The 18,820-nt window shown below is 61.1% G+C and carries 19 protein-coding genes; 13 read left to right on the plus strand and 6 right to left on the minus strand.

The annotated features are described in order from the left end of the window. Positions 1–191 precede the first annotated feature (191 nt). The 6 genes from ACX80D_RS01790 to ACX80D_RS01815 all read left to right on the plus strand — a co-directional run bounded on the left by ACX80D_RS01790 (position 192) and on the right by ACX80D_RS01815 (position 5,726). The gene (locus tag ACX80D_RS01790; RefSeq protein WP_459320835.1) at positions 192–857 is read left to right on the plus strand and encodes an NAD(P)H-binding protein; all 666 of its coding nucleotides are present in this window, start codon (positions 192–194) and stop codon (positions 855–857) included. Between the two features lie 10 nt (positions 858–867). After that, a complete protein-coding gene (locus ACX80D_RS01795) occupies positions 868–2,442 on the plus strand; it encodes a Na+/H+ antiporter (protein ID WP_459320836.1) in 1,575 nt (524 codons plus the stop codon). Positions 2,443–2,459: 17 nt separating this feature from the next. Then, a complete protein-coding gene (locus ACX80D_RS01800) occupies positions 2,460–3,347 on the plus strand; it encodes a hypothetical protein (RefSeq protein ID WP_459320838.1) in 888 nt (295 codons plus the stop codon). A 99-nt stretch (positions 3,348–3,446) separates the two neighbouring features. Beyond that, positions 3,447–4,319 carry an HpcH/HpaI aldolase/citrate lyase family protein gene (locus ACX80D_RS01805; RefSeq protein WP_459320839.1) on the plus strand — a complete coding sequence of 291 codons (873 nt, stop codon included), beginning with the start codon at positions 3,447–3,449 and terminating at the stop codon, positions 4,317–4,319. A 4-nt stretch (positions 4,320–4,323) separates the two neighbouring features. Further along, complete coding sequence (locus ACX80D_RS01810; RefSeq protein WP_459320840.1) at positions 4,324–5,271, plus strand: DUF2797 domain-containing protein; 948 nt, start codon at positions 4,324–4,326, stop codon at positions 5,269–5,271. Between the two features lie 191 nt (positions 5,272–5,462). Further along, positions 5,463–5,726 carry a DUF3188 domain-containing protein gene (locus ACX80D_RS01815; protein ID WP_459320841.1) on the plus strand — a complete coding sequence of 88 codons (264 nt, stop codon included), beginning with the start codon at positions 5,463–5,465 and terminating at the stop codon, positions 5,724–5,726. A gap of 125 nt (positions 5,727–5,851) precedes the next feature. Here ACX80D_RS01815 and ACX80D_RS01820 read toward each other — a convergent pair whose 3' ends face one another. Next, complete coding sequence (locus ACX80D_RS01820) at positions 5,852–7,408, minus strand: MFS transporter (RefSeq protein ID WP_459320842.1); 1,557 nt, start codon at positions 7,406–7,408, stop codon at positions 5,852–5,854. Between the two features lie 79 nt (positions 7,409–7,487). Here ACX80D_RS01820 and ACX80D_RS01825 point away from each other — a divergent pair, with 79 nt between their 5' ends. The 7 genes from ACX80D_RS01825 to ACX80D_RS01855 all read left to right on the plus strand — a co-directional run bounded on the left by ACX80D_RS01825 (position 7,488) and on the right by ACX80D_RS01855 (position 13,978). Then, positions 7,488–8,054: a TetR/AcrR family transcriptional regulator gene (locus ACX80D_RS01825; protein WP_459320843.1), complete on the plus strand. Its 567-nt coding sequence runs from the start codon at positions 7,488–7,490 to the stop codon at positions 8,052–8,054. 38 nt (positions 8,055–8,092) lie between these two features. Then, on the plus strand, positions 8,093–8,542 hold the full coding sequence (locus tag ACX80D_RS01830; RefSeq protein WP_459320844.1) for an FAS1-like dehydratase domain-containing protein: 450 nt from the start codon (positions 8,093–8,095) through the stop codon (positions 8,540–8,542). Then, on the plus strand, positions 8,542–8,979 hold the full coding sequence (locus ACX80D_RS01835; protein WP_459320845.1) for a MaoC family dehydratase: 438 nt from the start codon (positions 8,542–8,544) through the stop codon (positions 8,977–8,979). Before ACX80D_RS01830 ends, ACX80D_RS01835 begins: the two co-directional genes overlap by 1 nt. Continuing rightward, positions 8,976–10,319, plus strand: coding sequence for an MFS transporter (locus tag ACX80D_RS01840; RefSeq protein ID WP_459320846.1), 1,344 nt, complete (start codon positions 8,976–8,978; stop codon positions 10,317–10,319). Before ACX80D_RS01835 ends, ACX80D_RS01840 begins: the two co-directional genes overlap by 4 nt. Before the next feature lie 9 nt (positions 10,320–10,328). After that, entirely contained in the window at positions 10,329–11,414 is a 1,086-nt protein-coding gene (locus ACX80D_RS01845; RefSeq protein ID WP_459320847.1) for a UDP-N-acetylmuramate dehydrogenase, read from the plus strand. A gap of 265 nt (positions 11,415–11,679) precedes the next feature. After that, positions 11,680–12,807: a fatty acid desaturase family protein gene (locus tag ACX80D_RS01850; protein ID WP_459320848.1), complete on the plus strand. Its 1,128-nt coding sequence runs from the start codon at positions 11,680–11,682 to the stop codon at positions 12,805–12,807. A 25-nt stretch (positions 12,808–12,832) separates the two neighbouring features. Then, positions 12,833–13,978, plus strand: a complete 1,146-nt coding sequence (locus ACX80D_RS01855) for a winged helix DNA-binding domain-containing protein (RefSeq protein ID WP_459320850.1) — start codon at positions 12,833–12,835, stop codon at positions 13,976–13,978. Positions 13,979–14,109: 131 nt separating this feature from the next. On the opposite strand, the gene asd is transcribed toward ACX80D_RS01855, so the two are convergent. The 5 genes from asd to ACX80D_RS01880 form a co-directional block, all read right to left on the minus strand. Then, complete coding sequence (gene asd / locus ACX80D_RS01860; RefSeq protein WP_459320851.1) at positions 14,110–15,246, minus strand: aspartate-semialdehyde dehydrogenase; 1,137 nt, start codon at positions 15,244–15,246, stop codon at positions 14,110–14,112. Positions 15,247–15,338: 92 nt separating this feature from the next. Next, positions 15,339–15,917 (minus strand): dihydrofolate reductase, encoded by a 579-nt coding sequence (locus tag ACX80D_RS01865; protein WP_459320852.1) that lies wholly within the window; start codon positions 15,915–15,917, stop codon positions 15,339–15,341. Next, a complete protein-coding gene (locus tag ACX80D_RS01870) occupies positions 15,914–16,705 on the minus strand; it encodes a thymidylate synthase (RefSeq protein WP_459320897.1) in 792 nt (263 codons plus the stop codon). The genes ACX80D_RS01865 and ACX80D_RS01870 overlap by 4 nt, the downstream gene beginning before the upstream one ends. Positions 16,706–16,747: 42 nt before the next feature. After that, entirely contained in the window at positions 16,748–17,158 is a 411-nt protein-coding gene (locus tag ACX80D_RS01875; protein ID WP_459320853.1) for a GntR family transcriptional regulator, read from the minus strand. Positions 17,159–17,163: 5 nt separating this feature from the next. Then, on the minus strand, positions 17,164–18,810 hold the full coding sequence (locus ACX80D_RS01880; protein ID WP_459320854.1) for a hypothetical protein: 1,647 nt from the start codon (positions 18,808–18,810) through the stop codon (positions 17,164–17,166). Positions 18,811–18,820 lie beyond the last annotated feature (10 nt).

An 18,820-nucleotide genomic window follows, 5' to 3' on the forward strand; every position in this document is an offset into this window, starting at 1 on the left:
CCCTCGCGAGTCCTCACGTTTGGCCCCCAAACTGGCCGTTTGGGGGCCAAACGTGAGGACTCGCGGCGCGGCGAGCCAGCGGCGGCGAGCCAACGGATTGGTGCTTTCAGCGTCCGCTCTGGAGCGTGGCGTAGGCTGACCCAACAACCCATCACGAGAGAACTCGAAAGAGTTCGAGAGAAGGAGTAAGCATGACTAAGGTCCTGATTATTGGCGGTCATGGAAAAGTTGCCTTACTATTGGCCCCGCTGTTGACGGCCGCTGGCATGGAGGTCACCTCGGTGATCCGCAACGCAGCCCATATTGACGACGTGGCGGCCACCGGGGCAACTGCTGTGGTGCACGACGTCGTTTCCTCCTCGGTGGCTGAGCTCGCTGATCTTTTTGCTGGCCAAGACGCCATTGTGTGGTCCGCCGGCGCTGGGGGAGGGGAACCCGATCGCACTTACGCCGTGGACCGCGATGCGGCTATTGCCACCATGGATGCCGCCGTTGCAGCTGGTGTGCAGCGCTACCTCATGGTCTCTTACTTGGGCGCCAGCACAGATCATGGGGTGCCGCCGGAGAACAGCTTCTTTGCTTATGCAGAAGCCAAGGCCGCGGCCGATGCGCACCTTCGCGAGAGCGGAGCCTTGGCCTGGACCATTCTGGCCCCGGGTGCCCTGACCCTTGAAGCGGGTACCGGGCTGATTGATCCCACTCCAGTTGGGCAGCGGGACGCCGAGAAGAGCACTCAAACCTCGAGGGCCAACGTTGCTCTTGTTGCTGCGGCTGTCCTCGCACACCCGGAAACGATCATGCACACCATTGAGTTCACGGATGGAGCAGTGCCCGTGGAGGAGGCCATCGCCCCGTAAAGTAAATTCTGTGGAACAACTCATATTGATTGTCGGTCTCCTTTTTGCAACAGTGCTTGCTGTGGGTTTGGGCGACAAGCTCAAGCTTCCCTACCCGGTGCTGATGCTGCTCATGGCGGGGGCGTTGACGTTCATCCCCGGGTTTCCGGATCTGCGCATTGACCCTGAGTTGATTCTGCCGATCTTCTTGCCACCGTTGCTCTTTGCCACGGCACAGAAGAGTTCTTGGGCGGTGTTCCGGGTTCGGTGGCGCACCATCTTGCTCATGGCTGTAGCCCTCGTGGTTGTCTCAACGGCCATGGTGGCTGGGGCCGCATGGTTGCTGATCCCCAGCATCGGTATTCCCGCCGCGATCGCTTTGGGCGCCATGTGCGCGCCTCCGGATCCGGTCGCCGTGGAATCCGTTGCTGGTCGCGAGCATATGCCGCGCAGACTCATTACCATGCTGCAGAGCGAGGGTTTGTTCAACGACGCGGCAGCTATTGTCATCTTCCAGGCGGCTGTGGCGAGCGCCATGGATGGGGAACCGTTCGGTGTGGGAGTGTTCGGAAAGTTCCTGCTGGGAGCGGCCCTCGCCATCCTTGTGGGCATGCTCATGGGTTGGGTGACAGGGTTGATCACCAAACTCATCTCCTCGTCGGTGGCCCGCAGCGCTGTGACCCTTGTGGTGCCCTTTGCCGCTTACATCCTGGCGGAAGAGGTCCAGGCCTCGGGGGTCATCGCCGTCGTGGTTACAGCGTTGGAAATCAGGCGCCATGCACGGGCTGAGGACGCCACCGAGCGCATTACCCGCGCAGCCTTCTGGGATGTGGTGGAGCTCCTCGTCACCGGGTTGGCGTTCGGATTGGTGGGGCTTGAAGTTCGGGAGGTCATTAAGGTTGAAGGCTCGGCCATTTGGGACATGCTCCCGCTGGCCCTTGCTGTCAGCGTGTTGGTGATTGTGGTCAGGTTCCTGTGGTTCGCTTTGCTGGCGCTGCTCTCTCGGGCTAGTGATAGCAACACCCCGCCCACTGGGATCAAGGACGTCGTCATTCTCACGTGGTGCGGCATGCGTGGGTTGGCAACTCTAGCGTTGGCTTTGGCTCTGCCGGTCACGCTGCCCGGTGGCGATGATTTCCCGGGACGGCACGAGATCATTGTGGTGGCGTGCGCGGTCCTGCTCACCACACTGGTGTTGCCGGGCTTGACTCTGCCATGGCTCATGCGCGTCTTGAAGGCAACGGACGACGGCGCCGAGGAACGTGAAGCTGCCAAGGTCCTGGCCCTGCGAGCCCAGGGGGCAGCGGTGGCCGCCTTGCGCGATGACGGTCGCCTTCAGAACCTGCCGCCGGAGAAAGTGGCCCTGGTCAAAGCCAGGATGAAGCGCCTGCATGAGGAACTCCTTGACGGCAGCCTCAAAGACGAGAGTCAGGCTGAGCGCCGCCGGCGTGGGCGGGAACTGGCCATTGCTGTCCAGACCATTGCCCTTGACGCCGCCCGGTCCGAAGTTCTCAATGCTCGCAATGAGGCCGATGCGGACCCCGAAGTGGTGGACCGGGTCCTGCGGCAGCTTGACCTGCGCACCATGATCACCCCGGAGAGCTAATCGGTTAGCATTCCAGCATGGAACCTTTGCGCAGTGCAGCGGCAGGCGAATGGCTCAAACCGCTTCTTGATTCACCGTGGCACAACATGCATGCTGTGGTGCCGCATGGCTTTAGCGCCTATGCCCGGATCTTCCACCAGGCATGGCGGGACCGCCCGGAAGACACAAGAACTTGGCATGGCCATGATCTGCCTGCCCAAGGGGCCATTGAGCATCAAAGGGTGGGCTGGTCCGCCGTCGCACAGGCCTTTGCCAAACATATGCACCCTCTGGCCCAGTTTCACCGGCTGAAGGGCCCGGAGACGCCTAGATTGGGGCCGCTGGATGCCGATGGCTGGCGCTATACGGATCCAGACACAGGCAACCTCGGCGTTCCTGTTCTGAGCGCCGTTGCGGCCCACCTGTGTGCACGCACTGCCACGCCGGATCAGGGTGTCACGGGCATCTGGGACGGATACGGCGGGCTCACGAGTGCGTCAGGCTACGCCGAAGTGACGTTTACGGACGACGGCGGTTGGCAAGACTCGAGTAGTGGCGCCACTCAAAGTTCGGAACCGGGCTCGGGTCTGATTCCCGCTGACGTGGTCAGCGCCGGAACGTTGGATCTGCCGGGCCGGTGCTACTACCTCTTTGACACGCCACCTGAGATTTACACAGGCGCCGATTGGGTCAATCACGCCCCGTGGCATCATTCGCCCACGCGGCCCCAATCGCCGAACCTGCTGTGGCCGGCGGATCATGCTTGGGTGTTGGTGACGGAGATTGATTTTGATTCCACTGTGGTGGGCGGCAGTGCGGAATTGATCGCTGCCATTGTTCAAGACCCGAACATTGAGGCCTTGGTGCTGCCCGCCGGCGCAGACCTGACGTGGGATGCGGACCAACCCAACCGCCCGGTGGTATAGACCAGTAACAGGAATTGTGGTGCATTCCACCAGACTATTCGGCGCGGCTTTGTAGCTCGGCACAGCTCCTAGGAATGATTTGCCGTATACGGTAGAAGTATGTCTAGCACCGTTGGTAATGAAGCCGCTTCCGCACCTGTCCGCACCCGCAACATTCCCGCAGAGATTGCCCGCTCGTGGCTTCTAGTTCCGGCTACCCGGCCGGAGATCTTCGACGAGTCTGCAAGCTCTCGCGCAGATGCCATTGTGCTCGATATTGAAGACGCCGTTGACCCCAAGATGAAGGACGCGGCCCGCTCCGACGTCATCAATTGGCTGCGCAACGGTGGCCAGGCCTGGGTCCGCATCAACGATGTTCACTCCAAATTCTGGGCCGACGATGTTGCCGGTCTGCGCAACGTCCCCGGGTTGCTGGGCGTCATGTTGGCCAAGACCGAAGATGCTGAGCAGGTCAAGGAAACCTACCACCGCCTCGACGGCAAGACCCGCGTGCTGGCCCTGGTTGAATCCGCCCTCGGCATCGAGGAAGCCAACAACATTGCCCGCGCCGAAGGGGCCTTCCGCCTCGCCTTCGGTTCCGGCGATTTCCGCCGCGACACCGGCATGGCCGCCGACCGCGAAGCCATGGCCTACCCACGTGCCAAGCTCGTCGTCGCCAGCCGCGTCGGCAACCTGCCCGGCCCCATTGACGGCCCCACCGTGGGCACCAACCACCCGATCCTGCGCGAGCAGTCGGCCATCACCGTCTCCATGGGCATGACCGGAAAGCTGTGCCTGGCCGTTGATCAGACCACCATCATCAATGAGGTCATCAGCCCCACCCCGTCCGACGTCGCGTGGGCCACGGACTTCATGAACGATTTCGACGCCCGCGGCGGAGTCATCCGCGACGGCTCCGACCTTCCGCGCTTGGGCCGTGCAGAGAAGATCATGAAGCTGGCCGTGGCCTACGGCGTCCAGCCCGCGATCTAGTTCATTGCTGGAGTCTGCCCACCTGGTGTTCGCGCCGGGCGCCTTAGCGCTGGTCCGCGGCGTCACCTGGACCCCTGATGGTCCGGCGCTGTCCCTCACCACGGACGACGCTGATGCGCGGCTACCTTTGGTGCCTGGGCAGTGGCTGAGGTTTGAGGTGCTCTCCGGTGATGGCACCCCGGCGCGGTTCTGTCTGGGGTTCACACGGGTGGAGGTGTCGGGGCAGCCTCAGCCCTTCCCCTGCCCCACAGGACAAGGTGCCGAGCGCGGCTTCCAATGCGGAGCCTGCTTTGCGAAGGACCAGATGCGCCTCATGCACGATTTCCATCGCAGCGGTCAGGGCTCACCAGGGCTGAAGGCATACTTGTCGCAACAGCACTGGTTGTATATTGCCACGTTTGCAGACGGCACCACCAAGGTGGGCACGGCATCTGAACACAGCAAGTGGAGCCGACTGGCCGAGCAAGGAGCGCTTGTGGCCCGTTATGTGGCGCGGGCGCAAGACGGCGCAGTGGTGCGGCACTTAGAAGATGCCGTGTCCACCAACTTGCCGCCCACTCAGTTTGTGCGCGGAGCCGCCAAGTACGCCGCGCTTTTGCATCCTCGGCCACCGCTGCACGTGGAACAGACCAACAAAGCGATGGCCGACGTCGTGCGTGGTTTTGTGGGAGAGCTTTCCCTTGAAGGATTTGAAACCGTCGACGAGCAGTGGCGCCGGAGCGATTTCTCAGACGCCGTGGCAACGCCGGGTAAGCGCACGGCCTACCCGCAGCCGCTGGACGCGGGGGAGCACGGCATCAGAGTGGACTCCATGCTGGGCCCAACTGCGTTGGCCGGTTTGGATGGGGCAGAAGGGGCGTTCCTGGTGGACGTAGGCGCGCTCAAGGGCCGCAAGATCCGCTTCGGTGACTTCCTGACCGAGGTCCCGGCGCTGCAGGAATCGCTCTTCTAATCTCTGCCCGCTCCACCCTCCACACGCTAGCGCAGCAATGGTCGCTCTTTTTCGAACGCTAGCGCAGCATTGGTTGCCTTTTTCTCGACGCTAGCGCAGCAATGGTTGGAAAATTCGGATCCCTAGCGCAGCAATTCTGGGTCTTACGGCCGTGGGCCCACTCGAGTCCCTCGACCGGTAGACTCAGCCTTGTGCTAAATGACTTTTGGGAAACTGCTCCGCCCGCCTACAAATACGCCGTTTTTGGCGGCATGGGCCTCACCTTCATCGGGATTGTCATCATCATCCTCGGCGCTATCACCTCCACGGCGTCCATGACCTTCATCGCCCTGCCATTCATTGGCGTCGGACTTTTGGCGCACATGGCCTCCCTCGGTCTACGCGGCCACAACATCCGCAAAGAACTCAAAGCTGCGGAAAAGCGTCAAGCCGCCCGCGAAGCCGGCAACCAGTAACGTACTGACGCAGTCACGTTAAAAGCAGTCACGTTAAAAGACGGAGCTTGCGGGAAAGGACGGCCGTCTAAGGCCAGCCGAACCCGCAAGCTCCGTCTTTTCGATCTAGTACCAGTAGCGAGTGCCTAGTGCTCAACCGGTTCCGGTGTGCTGACTGCACCGCGCAGAGTCCACGCGCACATCAGGGCCGCAACAAGCATGACGATGACGCTGACCATGGCAACGGTTCCCGATCCGGAGTCAAAGGCATGTTTTGCAGATTCCAGCAGCGCATTGGATTGTGCTGCGGGCAACGATCCGGCGAGATCAATGGCCCCGCCCAATGTCTGGGAAGCCGTCTCGTGATCGGCGGCCGAGACACCCTTCGGAATCACCACATTCATGCGATAAGCGGCGGCCAGAACACTGCCCAAGACGGCGGTTCCCAGTACTGATCCCACCTCGTAGGCCGTCTCGGAAATAGCCGATGCGGCTCCAGCCTTCGCCGGGGGTGCAGCGCTGAGGATCAAATCATTGGAGATGGTCTCAGCCGTTCCCACGCCCGCGCCGAGGACGGCGAAGGCAACCAAGATCCCCAGCACGGAGCCCTCCGTGTTCAGGAATACGATCAAGAAAGCTGCTGCGTTGAGCAACAACCCACCCACCACTAACCAGGAGGGCCGGAAATAGTTAGCCAGTTTCGCGGCCACGAGACCAAAGACAATTGTGATGGCGAGGCCGGGCACCAGCACATAGGCGGCATGGGTGGGGGACAGGCCTACCACTAACTGCAGATGCTGGGTGATGAAGTACAGGAAACCAACCAGCGCGAAGATACTCAGCAGGTTGGCGCTGACGCTGCCGCTGAACACGGGATTCTTGAACAGCGATACATCCATCATGGGGTTCTCGCGGCGCATCTGCCGGCGCACAAACACAACTCCCAACGCAACACCGGCCACAATTAGAGCCAGGTTGATCACGGAGAATCCGGACTGGGCGATCTCCTTGATGCCGAAAATCGTTGGCACCATGGCGCCGAAGGACAGCAGAATACTCCACACATCGATCTTGCCCGGATTTGGGTCCTTGGACTCCGGCACAAAGATGGGCGCCAAGACCAACAAGGGAATCAAGACCGGCACGCTCATGAGGAACACCGCGCCCCACCAGAAATGCTCCAGAATAAAGCCGCCAACAATGGGGCCCAGTGCGGCGCCGCCGGAGAACCCGGCAGCCCAGACGGCGATGGCTGTCCGGCGTTGGCTCGGGTGCAGGAACAAATTGCGGATCAGGGAGAGCGTCGCTGGCATCAGCATGGCACCGAAGAGCCCCAGCAAGGCGCGGTAACCAATGAGCGCCTCGGCATTCGGGGCAAACGCGGCAAAGGCCGACACTACGGCGAAGCCGGTGCTGCCGATGAGCAGGAGTTTACGGCGACCGAACCTATCGGTCATGCTGCCCATCGGGACCAGCAAGGCTGCCAGCACCAGCGGGTAGATATCGATGATCCACAAGAGCTCAGACGCCGAAGGGGTGAGGGCCAAAGAGATAGAGGGGATGGCAAAGCTCAGCACGGTGTTGTCCACCGAGACCAGCAGGACAGGCAGCATCAACACTGCGAGGGCAACCCACGTACGGACGCCAGCGCGTGGAGTGCTCTCCCAAGAGCTGTTTTGAGGGGATGTAGAAATCAGAGCCATGGTAACAATTCTATACCGTCCGGACGGTTTACTGTACCGTCTGGACGGTTGAGTGCATCACTTCTTGTAGGGTTGTCCTATGACTACACAACCCTCGGCACGTGAACGGGTTCTTGTTGCCTATGTTGACCTCCTTAACGGCGATGGTCCGCAGGCAGCTACATTGGACGCCGTCGCCGCTTCAGCCGGCGTCTCCAAGGGTGGATTGCTGTACCACTTCAAAAACAAGGAAGCGCTCACCGATGGTTTGCTCGCCCAACTCCGGGAGTTCGCGGAGCAAGACTTTGAGGCCATGGCTAAGGACCCCGAGGGCTGCGCCAGCTACTACATTCGCACCAGCGTCTTCGGGGGGACACCCTTTGACCGCTGTATCGTGGCAGCCCACCGCTTAATCCAGAGTGACGACGACACCGTTCGCCAGGCATTTAACGAGTTGCACGCCAAGTGGTTAGAGCTGATCCTGAGCGACGTGGGGGATCCGGCCGTCGCCAGAGCCATCTTGCTACTGGGCGACGGGATGTACTACAACGCGGCCCTCTTCGGGTTCCCCACAGGCTTGAAAAAGCAAGACGGCGGGCAGGAGAACATGGATCTGGATTCTCTGCTGGCCATTGTCGGACGAATGCGGTCCGAACCGCGGTCTTAGTGTGCGCCCAACCTCGTCCGGGCTATACCCTTAAGCCCATGACCATCAACCCAGAGCTGCAGGGGCGCAGCTACGCATTAAGTGATCCGTACAGTGTTGGCCGGGAGTCCATACGTGACTTCGCCAGGGCCGTCAAAGCCACCCATGCAGCCCATTTCGCCGTCCCAGCGGCTCAAGCTTTGGGTCACGCTGATCTCGTTGCGCCGCCCACCTACGCCATCATTGTGGCGCAGCGGGCCGACGCCCTGTTGATTAACGACGCCGATTCCGGGATCGATTTCTCCCGCGTGGTGCACGCCGAACAGCGCTTCACCCACCACCGCCCCATCGTGGCCGGCGACGAGCTGCTTGCCGCACTTCACGTGGACACGGTCCGTGCCATGGGTGGTGGGGCCATGATCACCACCCGTGCAGAAATTTCAACGGTCGACGGCGTTGCTGTCGCCACCTGTGTGTCCGCCATCCTAGTCCGCGGAGAGGGACAATAATGACTGCCACAGTAAACTTCGCAGACCTAGCCGTCGGTACCGAGATCGGCTCACGCACACTGGAAATCACTCGTGCGGACCTGGTCAAGTACGCCGGCGCCTCCGGCGATTTCAACCCGATCCACTGGAACGAACGCTTCGCCCGCGAGGTAGAACTGCCCGGCGTCATTGCCCACGGCATGTTCACCATGGGCGCGGCCGTGCAGTTGGTGACTGACTGGATTGGTGACCCGGGCGCCGTCGTATCTTATGGAACGCGCTTCACCAAGCCCGTTCCCGTGGCTGACCTCGCCGGCGAACCGGGTGCCGTTGTGGACGTTGTGGGTGTGGTTGGTGCTCTAGATTCCGACGCCGGGACCGCACGTATCGATTTGACTGTCACCTTGGACGGCCAGAAAGTTCTCGTCAAAGCGCAAGCCACAGTTCGCGTGGCGTGAGTCAGATTTCTGCTTGGCGTAACGGTGTTGTCACCGCATACGCCGGTTCCGGGCTGGTTTTTGCCACTTGGGTTTCACGTATTCCGGGCATCCGCGATGACCTTGGGCTGACACCTGGGGAGATCGGGCTGATGCTGCTGTGCATGTCACTGGGATCGTTTGTCTCTGTGGCCGTGTCGGGGTTGGTGGTGTTGCGCCTTGGCTCAAAACTCACGTCCCGGGTTGGCAGCATCATCCAAACCATCGGTGTTCTGATTGTGGGTTTGGGCGCAACAGTATTTACCGACACTCTGGTGGTGGGCGCCGGGCTCGTGTTGGTGGGCCTTGGTACCGGCAGCTGGAATACCTCCTCCAATATTGAAGGGGCCGCTGTTGAACGGGCGCTGGGCCGGCATATTATGCCGCGACTGCACGGCTCCTTTAGCATCGGCACCGTGGCTGGTGCCGGTTTGGGTGCGCTGGCCGCGTCTTTGCACGTTCCGGTGGCTCTTCACCTGGGAGTGATTTCTCTCGCCGTCTGTGTTGCCGTTCTGATCGGCACCAGCCATTACCAGGCTGACAAGGTGGATTCTTCGGGCGCCATGGTTGATCTGGGTGACTCTGGCGCTGTTCCAGGCACCGGCCCTCTTCCGATCATCACAGCCGGAAACTCAGGAACCTCAGGAACAGCAGGCACCGCGGGCACCGGCGCCACCACAACGTTGGGCGCCGAGAAGGCCGCGGCGGCGAAGAAGGCTGGCAAGGCGAAGATCGCCGCCGCCTGGCGTGATCCGCGCACCTTGATGCTGGGCGCGCTCGTGCTCGGCTTGGGACTGGCTGAAGGAGCGGCGGGGGACTGGGTGGCCTTGGCCATGGTTGATGGCTACAACTCAAGCGCGGCCGTTGGTGCTATTGGGTACGGTATTTTTGTCTCCGCCATGACCATCGGGCGTTTCGCCGGAACCGTGCTGCTGGACAAGTTTGGCCGGGTCAGCGTCCTGCGCGTTGGCGCAGCGCTGGCCGTCATTGGCTTAGGCCTATTCGTGTTTGCACCAAACGCCGAGATCGCCCTGGCCGCACTGGTGTTCTGGGGTCTGGGCTCCGCGCTGGGCTTCCCCGTGGCAATGTCTGCCGCCTCCGACGATCCCGAACATGCTGCAGCCCGTGTCTCGGTGGTCTCAACCGTTGGCTATGGCGCATTCCTCGGTGGCCCACCGTTATTGGGCTTGTTGGCAGAGCACGTGGGGGTGCTCCACTCATTGCTGGCCGTGCTTGTCATGTTGGTGGTTGCTTTCTTCCTGACACCAGCAGTGCGCAAGCCAGCGTATCTGGACGTCAAAGAGCCTGCCCTCAAGCGATAGTCTGGAGAAGTGAAAGAGCCTAAGCTTCTGAGTTCCCTGACCACCCTTGACGTGGGAGGCCCCGCCCGCAATTACGTTGAGGCCACCACCGAAGCGGAGATTATTGCCGCGGTTAAGGCCGCGGATGAGTCCGGTGACCCCCTGCTGATCATTGGGGGCGGCTCCAATCTGGTGGTCTCGGATGACGGCTTTGCCGGCACTGTCTTGAAGATCGCCAGCCACGGTTATGCGGCCAATTCAGAGGACTCCTGTGGTGGGGCATCTGTGGTTGTTCAGGCCGGCCATAACTGGGACGATTTTGTTCACCAGACAGTGCTCCACGCCTGGAGCGGGCTGGAAGCACTGTCCGGAATTCCCGGCAGTGCAGGGGCAACCCCGGTGCAGAACGTAGGCGCCTACGGCAGCGAAGTGGCGGAGACCATTGCCTCGGTGCGCACCTGGGACAGGGAGAAAAACGCCGTCCACACCTTCACTAACCACGAGCTCAACTTCGGTTACCGCGATTCGCTATTAAAGGCCGCCACTGTCAACGGCTCCCCTCGCTACGTGGTCCTGAGCGTGGAATTTCAGCTGCTGTTGGGCCGCATGAGCGCACCGGTAAAGTACGCCGAGTTAGCCCGCCGCCTTGAAGTAGAGGTCGGTAAACGCGCCAATTCGCTGGAACTGCGCCGTACCGTGCTGGCCCTCCGCGCATCCAAGGGCATGGTCCTAGACCCGGCCGACCGCGACACTTTCTCCACCGGTTCCTTCTTCACCAACCCGATTGTCTCCGCCGAGATCGCCGCAACCTTGCCCGATGACGCGCCGAGCTGGCCCGTCGGGGAGTTGGTCAAACTCAGTGCCGCTTGGCTCATCGAGCATGCAGGGTTCACCAAGGGGTTCGGCTTGGCTGGGGAGCTCACCGATCCCACGTACGACGCCGGGACCCCGCCGCGCGCTTCTCTGTCCACCAAGCACACCCTCGCCATCACCAACCGTGGCGGGGCTAGCGCCCAGGACATCCTGGCGGTTGCGCGTGAGGTGCGGGACGGCGTCGTGCGTGAATTCGGCATCACCCTAGTTCCCGAACCTGTCCTAGTGGGCTGCACTCTGTAACCGGCCCCGCACCCGGGTCTCGGCCCCCTTCCGAATGGCCCTTCCACATGCCACTTCAGCATGTCTTGGCCGGCCCGCCCAAGCAGCCTCGCCGTCGATAAGTGTGGCGCGCAGCGGGGAGAGACTGCCCACCCCTACCCGAGTAGGGGGTCAAGACGGCTCTCGGGTGTGATGTGGCCTGCCCCGGATTTTCATAGTGTTAATGGAAAGATTCTGATTTCTATTAACTGGTGACTCCTTCGGGCGGGCCAGCGCGAGGAGCCTCATGTCATCTGCAACACTTGACACCCCGGATGTACTGGACGAAGCCACTGTGCTGCCCAAAACGGCCAAGAAACGTCCTGCCCGCGACCGCCACGTCACCGATTTCATTCAGTTGACCGAGCAGGTTCGCGCTGCTGGCTACATGGAGCGCGATATCAAGTGGTACGTGCTGCGCATGATCCGCCAGGGCATTGGTTACTTGGCTGTGCTGGCCCTGTTCTTGACCCTGGGTCAGACTTGGTGGCAGATGGTCACAGCCGTTCTGTTCGCTTTCATGTGCACGCAGACCGCCTTCATTTCCCATGACGCCGCCCACCGCCAGGTGTTTGCCTCTGCGAAGAAGAACGCATGGCTGGCCCGCATCACCGGAAACCTGTTCGTGGGCCTCAGCTACGGCTGGTGGATGAACAAGCACGGCAAGCACCACCTGAACCCGAACAAGATCGGTGTTGATGGTGACATTGACCCGGGAGCCCTCGTCTTCGACCCCGAGAATGCTGCCAAGCGCACCGGCTTCGCCAAATGGTTCGCCCGCCGCCAAGGCGCCTTCTTCTTCCCGCTGCTGACCCTTGCCGCACTTGACCTGCACATCGCCGCTGTCAAGCGTGTCTTAGACCGCAAGCAGGTTGTGCCCGAACGTACAGCCGAGATTGCGCTGTTGGTAGTCCGCCTCGTTCTATTGCCGGCGTTCACCGTCTGGTTCTTGGGCTGGGGCATCGGCTTGGCCTTCGTCGCCGTACAGATCATGGGCCTTGGCCTGTACATGGGTTGCGCATTCGCACCCAACCACAAGGGCATGCCGCTAGTTCCCAAGGACGTCAAGATCGACTTCATGCGTCGCCAGACCCTGATGAGCCGCAACATTTCCGGTGGCTGGTGGGTTGATGTTGGTATGGGTGGTCTGAACTACCAGATCGAACACCACCTGTTCCCCACTATGTCTTCCAAGAACCTCAAGGCAGTTCAGCCAATGGTCCGCGAGTACTGCGCCGAGCGGAACATCACGTACACCGAAACCACTCTGGGACAGTCGTACATGATTGTCATGCGTTACCTGAACAAGGTTGGCTTGGGTCAGCGCGATCCGTTCGAGTGCCCCATCACGGCCAGCATGCGCACCGCCCGCTAATCCGCACCACCACTAGAGTGGGTGAATGAGCGTCAAACTCGCCCCACCCGCACTTGCCCGACTGCGACTCGCCGCGCTAGGAATCCTGCCAACGTCCACCAGTCCCACACCGGGGCCGGTGGACGTTGTGCGTTCACTGACGGCACTCCAGGGCCAAGACTTCCCGGGCGCGCTGTGGTCCATCGGCCTGCGCAGCCCCGGAAGTACCCGCACCGACATCGAAGCAGCGTTCAACCGCGGCGAGCTGGTGCGTTCGTGGCCCATGCGCGGCACCCTGCACGTCACCACCGCCGAGGATCTGGGCTGGATTCTGGCCCTCACCCGCGATCGAATGATCACCAGCTTGGCCGCCCGCCATCGTGAATTGGGAATTACGACGCCGGACGTAGAGAAAGTGCGTGAGCTTGCGGTTGCGCTGCTGGATCAGTTGGGCGCCCGCGCGACCCGCGAGGATCTATTCACAACCTTCGAGCAGGCCGGCCAAGGGACAAAAGCCCAGCGTGGATATCATTTGCTCCTCATGCTGTGCCTGCAGGGCGTCCTAGTGCAGGGCCCTATGAACGCGGCAGCCGCCAATGGCAACACCCAGTTCTTTGTCCGCAGCGAGCAATGGATCAAGAGCCCGCGCGTGCTGGAACGGGACCAAGCCTTGGCCGAGCTGGCCCTGCGCTACTTTCGCAGCCACGGGCCAGCAACCATCAAGGACTTCCAATGGTGGAGCAAGCTCACTCTCAAAGACATCAACGCAGGCCTCGCGCAGGTGCAAGAGCAACTGGAAACAATCGACTGCAACGGTGTCAGCTACTACTTGGCTCCGGAAACAGCCCAGTTGCTCGGAGGAAAAGCCGCGAACCGAGCACTCCCCGGGGCTAGAACAGTTCTTTTACTTCCGGGCTTCGACGAATATTTGCTGGGCTATACGGACCGCTGCGCCGCGCTGGCCCCGCACCACACCCCGCTGACAGTGCCCGGCAATAACGGGATGTTCAAGGCGACTGTCGTTGTGGGTGGTCAAGTCGCCGGCACCTGGCGCAAAGCGCAAGGTGGGCAGGAGAAGCAAAGGCGACTGGCCGGCGTCGTACTTCCGGAGCTCTTTGAGAGGATCAGCCCCGCCCAAAGTAAGGCGCTGGAGATGGCAGCGAAGAAATACGCGAAATTCCTGGGAAAGTAATCGGCGAGACAGGCACCCTCAGCACTAAAAACCAAAAGCGCGGTCGTCTCCCACATCCGCGCCCCGTAGATCGGGGGCGAATGTGGGGGACGACCGCAGAAGCGCGGAAGCGCAGAAGCGCGGAAGCGCACTTAGAGCGTGCCGACCGCGATCTTGAGCATGCGGCGCAGCGGCTCGGCGGCGCCCCAGAGGAGCTGATCGCCAACCGTGAAGGCGCTGATGTATTCCGGGCCCATCTCCATCTTGCGGATGCGGCCCACGGGAATGTCCAGGGTGCCGGAGGCGGAGACGGGCGTCAGATCCGCCATGGAGGCTTCCTTGGTGTTGGGGATGACCTTGGCCCATTCGTTGTCGTTGGCCAGCAGCGATTCGATCTCGGCCACGGACAGGTCCTCGCGCAACTTGAGCGTGAGTGCCTGAGAGTGGGAGCGCATGGCGCCAATGCGGACACAGAGGCCGTCCATGACCACTCGGTTGGCATCGGTGGTGCCCAGGATCTTGTTAGTCTCGACCCCAGCCTTCCACTCTTCCTTGGACTGGCCATTGCCCAAATCGGCGTCGATCCACGGGATCAGGGAACCGGCCAGCGGCACGCCGAACTGCGAAGAGTCAACGCCTTCGCGCTGGTGGGCTAGCACCTTGCGGTCAATGTCCAAGATGGCCGACGCCGGGTTCTGCAGTTCCGAAGATACCTCGGAGTTCAGCGTACCGAACTGGTTCAGGAGCTCGCGCATGTGGCGGGCGCCGCCACCGGAAGCCGCCTGGTACGTCATGGAGGTACCCCACTCGATGAGGTTGTTCTTGAACAGTCCGCCCAAGCCCATGAGCATGCAAGAAACGGTGCAGTTGCCGCCCACGAAATCGCGAACGCCAGAACCCAACCCGGCGTCAATTACGGAGCGGTTGATGGGGTCCAGCACAATGATGGAATCGTCGTTCATGCGCAGGGTGGAGGCGGCGTCCAGCCAGAGGCCGTCCCAGCCGCGCTTGCGCAAATCGGTGTGCACCTGACTGGTGTAATCCCCGCCCTGGGCGGTGACAATAATGGGAAGTTTCGCCAATGTATCAATATCAAAGGCGTCTTCGAGTTTGCCGGCATCGCCGGCGCCTGTAATCACCGGGGCGTTGCCGCCGGCGTTAGAGGTGGAGAAGAAAACGGGGTTGATATCGCCGAAGTCGCCTTCGTCCTGCATGCGCTGCAGCAGAACGGAACCGACCATGCCGCGCCAGCCGACAAGGCCGACGGAAGGAACATTGTTATTGGTCATGCATCCAAGTTTACGGTGGCGGGGCAAACTGGCCCCAATCCGTGTCATCTGATGAACATGCCCGACGCCGTTCCTCGCCTCCGTGGGCAGCGCTACTCCGGCGCTTCGAACTCGGTCTCGCCCTTGGCCCACATGGTAATGCGGTACTCGGTGCCGTTCTTGGAGGTGTGCCAGCCCTCCAACGGCGACGCCCCTCGGAACGTCCATTCCTGACCCAACCCTGGCGCCTGCGTATCGCCGGGAGCGTCGGTGTTGACGACGGTCACCACAGCCACATTGCAATGCTCCATGGATTGCGCGAAGATCTCGCCGCCACCAATGACCCAAACCTCGCTGCCGCCAGGGGAGAACTGCGCCTCAACGAGGGCTTCTTCCACCGAGTCAAGCACGACGGCGCCACGTGCCTCAGGCGTAGAACCCCACCCCTGCTGCCGGGTCACCACAATATTGGTGCGCTCCGGAAGTGGACGGAACTTATCAGGGAAGGATTCCCACGTCTTGCGTCCCATGACCACCGGGTGGCCCAGAGTGACGCGCTTGAAGTGGGCTAGGTCCTCGGGTAGGTGCCACGGCATGCCACCGTCGGCCCCAATGACACCTTCGTTGGTCTGCGCCCAAATCATGCCGACGATCGGTTGGGTGAAACGGTACGTGGGGAGTGACTCGCTCATACAGCTATCGGCGCCTTAATCGAGGGGTGGTGCTGGTAATCGACCAGTTCAAAGTCTGCAAAATCGTAATCAAAAATGGAATCCGGTTTGCGGTTGATACGCAGCTTTGGGTATGGGTAAGGTTCCCGGGAAAGCTGCTCGGTGACCTGCTGAAGATGATCGTCATAAATATGCACATCGCCACCGGTCCAGATGAATTCACCCGGTTCCATATCCAGCTGCTGAGCCATCATCATGGTCAACAACGCGTACGAAGCAATATTGAACGGCACGCCCAAGAAAGTATCCGCCGACCGCTGGTACAGCTGGCAGCTGAGTTTGCCGCGGCCATCCTCGGTGGGGGCAACATAAAACTGGAAGAAGGCGTGGCACGGAGGCAACGCCATGTTCTTCAACTCAGCCACATTCCACGCCGAAACAATGTGCCTGCGCGAATCCGGGTTCTCTTTCAACGACTCCATGACCTGGGCAATCTGGTCAATGTGCTCGCCGTCAGGGGTAGGCCACGAGCGCCACTGAACGCCATAAACCGGACCCAGCTCGCCGGCGTCGTCCGCCCACTCATTCCAAATCTTGACGCCATTTTCCTGCAGCCAGCGCACATTGGAATCACCGCGCAGGAACCACAGCAGCTCCATAGCGACCGATTTGAAATGCACACGCTTAGTAGTGATCAGCGGGAAACTCTCGCTCAAATCAAAGCGCAGCTGGCGGCCAAAAACACTGCGCGTACCGGTGCCGGTGCGGTCCGACTTCGCGATGCCGTTCGCCAGCACATCGCGCATCATGTCTTCGTAAGGGGTCTCGATCTTGGCAGTCACCGAACTAGTCTACTTGGCCTTCGCAAGTCTCATTTGAAGCAAGGAAATGAGCGTTTTCCCATCAACGCCGGCCAATTCCCCGACTTCAATGAGATGGTCGACGGCGGCCATCACCTCCGGCGCGCTGCCACTGACTTCCTGTGGTCGCGCTTGTCGAGAGACCGCTTCCGCAAGCCCCGCCTCCGCCACTACAGTCCCTTGCCGTCGGTTGGTGATGACGATCCCGAGGGCCTCGAGTTCCTTATAGGCCCGAGCTACCGTGCCGGCGGCGACGCCAAGGTCGGCGGCCAAGGCTCGAACAGTAGGGAGCCGAGTGCCGGGGGAGAGCAGGCCCACGGCAATAAGCGAGGAAATCTGAGCCTGAATCTGTTCGTAGGGTGGAGTTCCCGTTTGTAGGTCAATAACAATCTGAGCGTCCATGGGCGCTACTTGGTCAGACTCGTGTGGCCCGAGGCCTGCGCTGTTGCTGGCACGAAATCGGCCGGTGTAAAGCTCTTCACTGGGTAGAAACAGAGGATAGCTGCCACCACAAGGCAGCACGCCCCAATGATTCCGAACTCGGAATTCGCTGACTGTCCGCCCAGCGTCGGTTCCGTTCCCACCACCAAACATGCCGCCGCCAAAAGTGCGAACAAACCAGCGCCCACTGTCCGGGCGATCCTCAACAAGGACCGCCTACGCAGTGTTCGGTCCAGCAGATCTGAGGCATTGCCCAAGCCGGGGCGCCGCAGGACAACCACTGCCGACGATGCGCCGGCGCACACAATCGCCAGAGCGCAGATAAGCGGAACTAAGAAGTGTGGTGAGAAGCCACCAAAACCGGGCCAGTCGTACATGCCGCCAGCGTTAAGGCCAGAAACCATCGTCAGCATCGGAATGAGTCCGAGCCCGCCAACTGCAAGGACGACAATAAGTGTGATGGGGACGGCAGCCTTGAGCGGAGTCCGGGTAGTGCCAGGTGTGGCGTAGTTCTTCCTGAGTAAGAGTTCCAGTCCCAAATGCGAGAGCAGCACGAAAACCAAGGACAGCGTGAGCGGACCCAGCCAGCCAAACCAGGGGATCGTGAGCAGCCCAATAAGCAAGCCAAGGGTGCCAGCGATTGGTGCCGTGACACCTGCCGCATCGCTCAGTTTGGCCGCGGCGGGACCGTCTCCTGCGGAAGTCTCAACAGAGCGTCCGGAGTTGAACAAAGTGTTGTATCCGGCGTCGTCGGTGTCAGTATCCAGGAACGGAGGCTTCCACAGGAGCATGGCTATCAGGACCATCATGTTGATGATGGCTAACCAATTGGTCGATGAGGTAGTAACGGAATCCGGCGCCGACTGCATCCAGTAGTTCCCCGCAATGGCACCAAGACCCGAAGCTACGGTTGCCGAGACTCGCAGCAAACGGTTCATGCCGATGCACCGCAAGGTCCTATTTTGTTCCGGTGTCAGATGCTCCAATGATCTGCGCGATGCGATCAGGCGCATGACCAATAGCGTTCCGGCGGCGAGGAGGAGAAATCCAATGCCTAGGGCCGTGGCGAGGACATAGCCTGGAGCCCGACCATACTCAGTCTGTATTGTTTGACCGTTGCCGCCGGCCACAACGCTTGTGGCCGAGACAAATCCTGGGGCGAAAAAGAGAAACGCAATGACGGCCGCTGTCAGGGTGAAGACCCCAGCTACAGTCCAACCCAATGCCGAAGCAATGTAGTCGCGCGTGCGGCGGAATTCAAGGACGGCCACGCGGCGGGGAGCCTTGGGGGTTGGCCACGTGGATTGGCCGATGGCATGGACCGCGATCACAGCCACAATCGGGCCAAGGATGGAGAGCCACGGGATGGTGGCGAAGTCAGTGGGGTAAAACTGGCCGAGATCGTAGATTCCCGCACGGTTGGCGCCCGATAAACTGCTGACGGCCCAAGCGATTAGCCCGGTCCAGTAGGCATGCCTGCGGATGTACTCCAAGGACTTGGACTGCCCCTTGGTCCACACGAACAGCCGCAAAAACACGTACGCGATCACGGTTGCACCAATGCCAAGGATCCCTACAAGGACCAGCATTTCCATCCAGTTGATGCCAAACATCTTTCCCCCA

The sequence above is a fragment of the Arthrobacter sp. Sr24 genome (assembly GCF_054511175.1).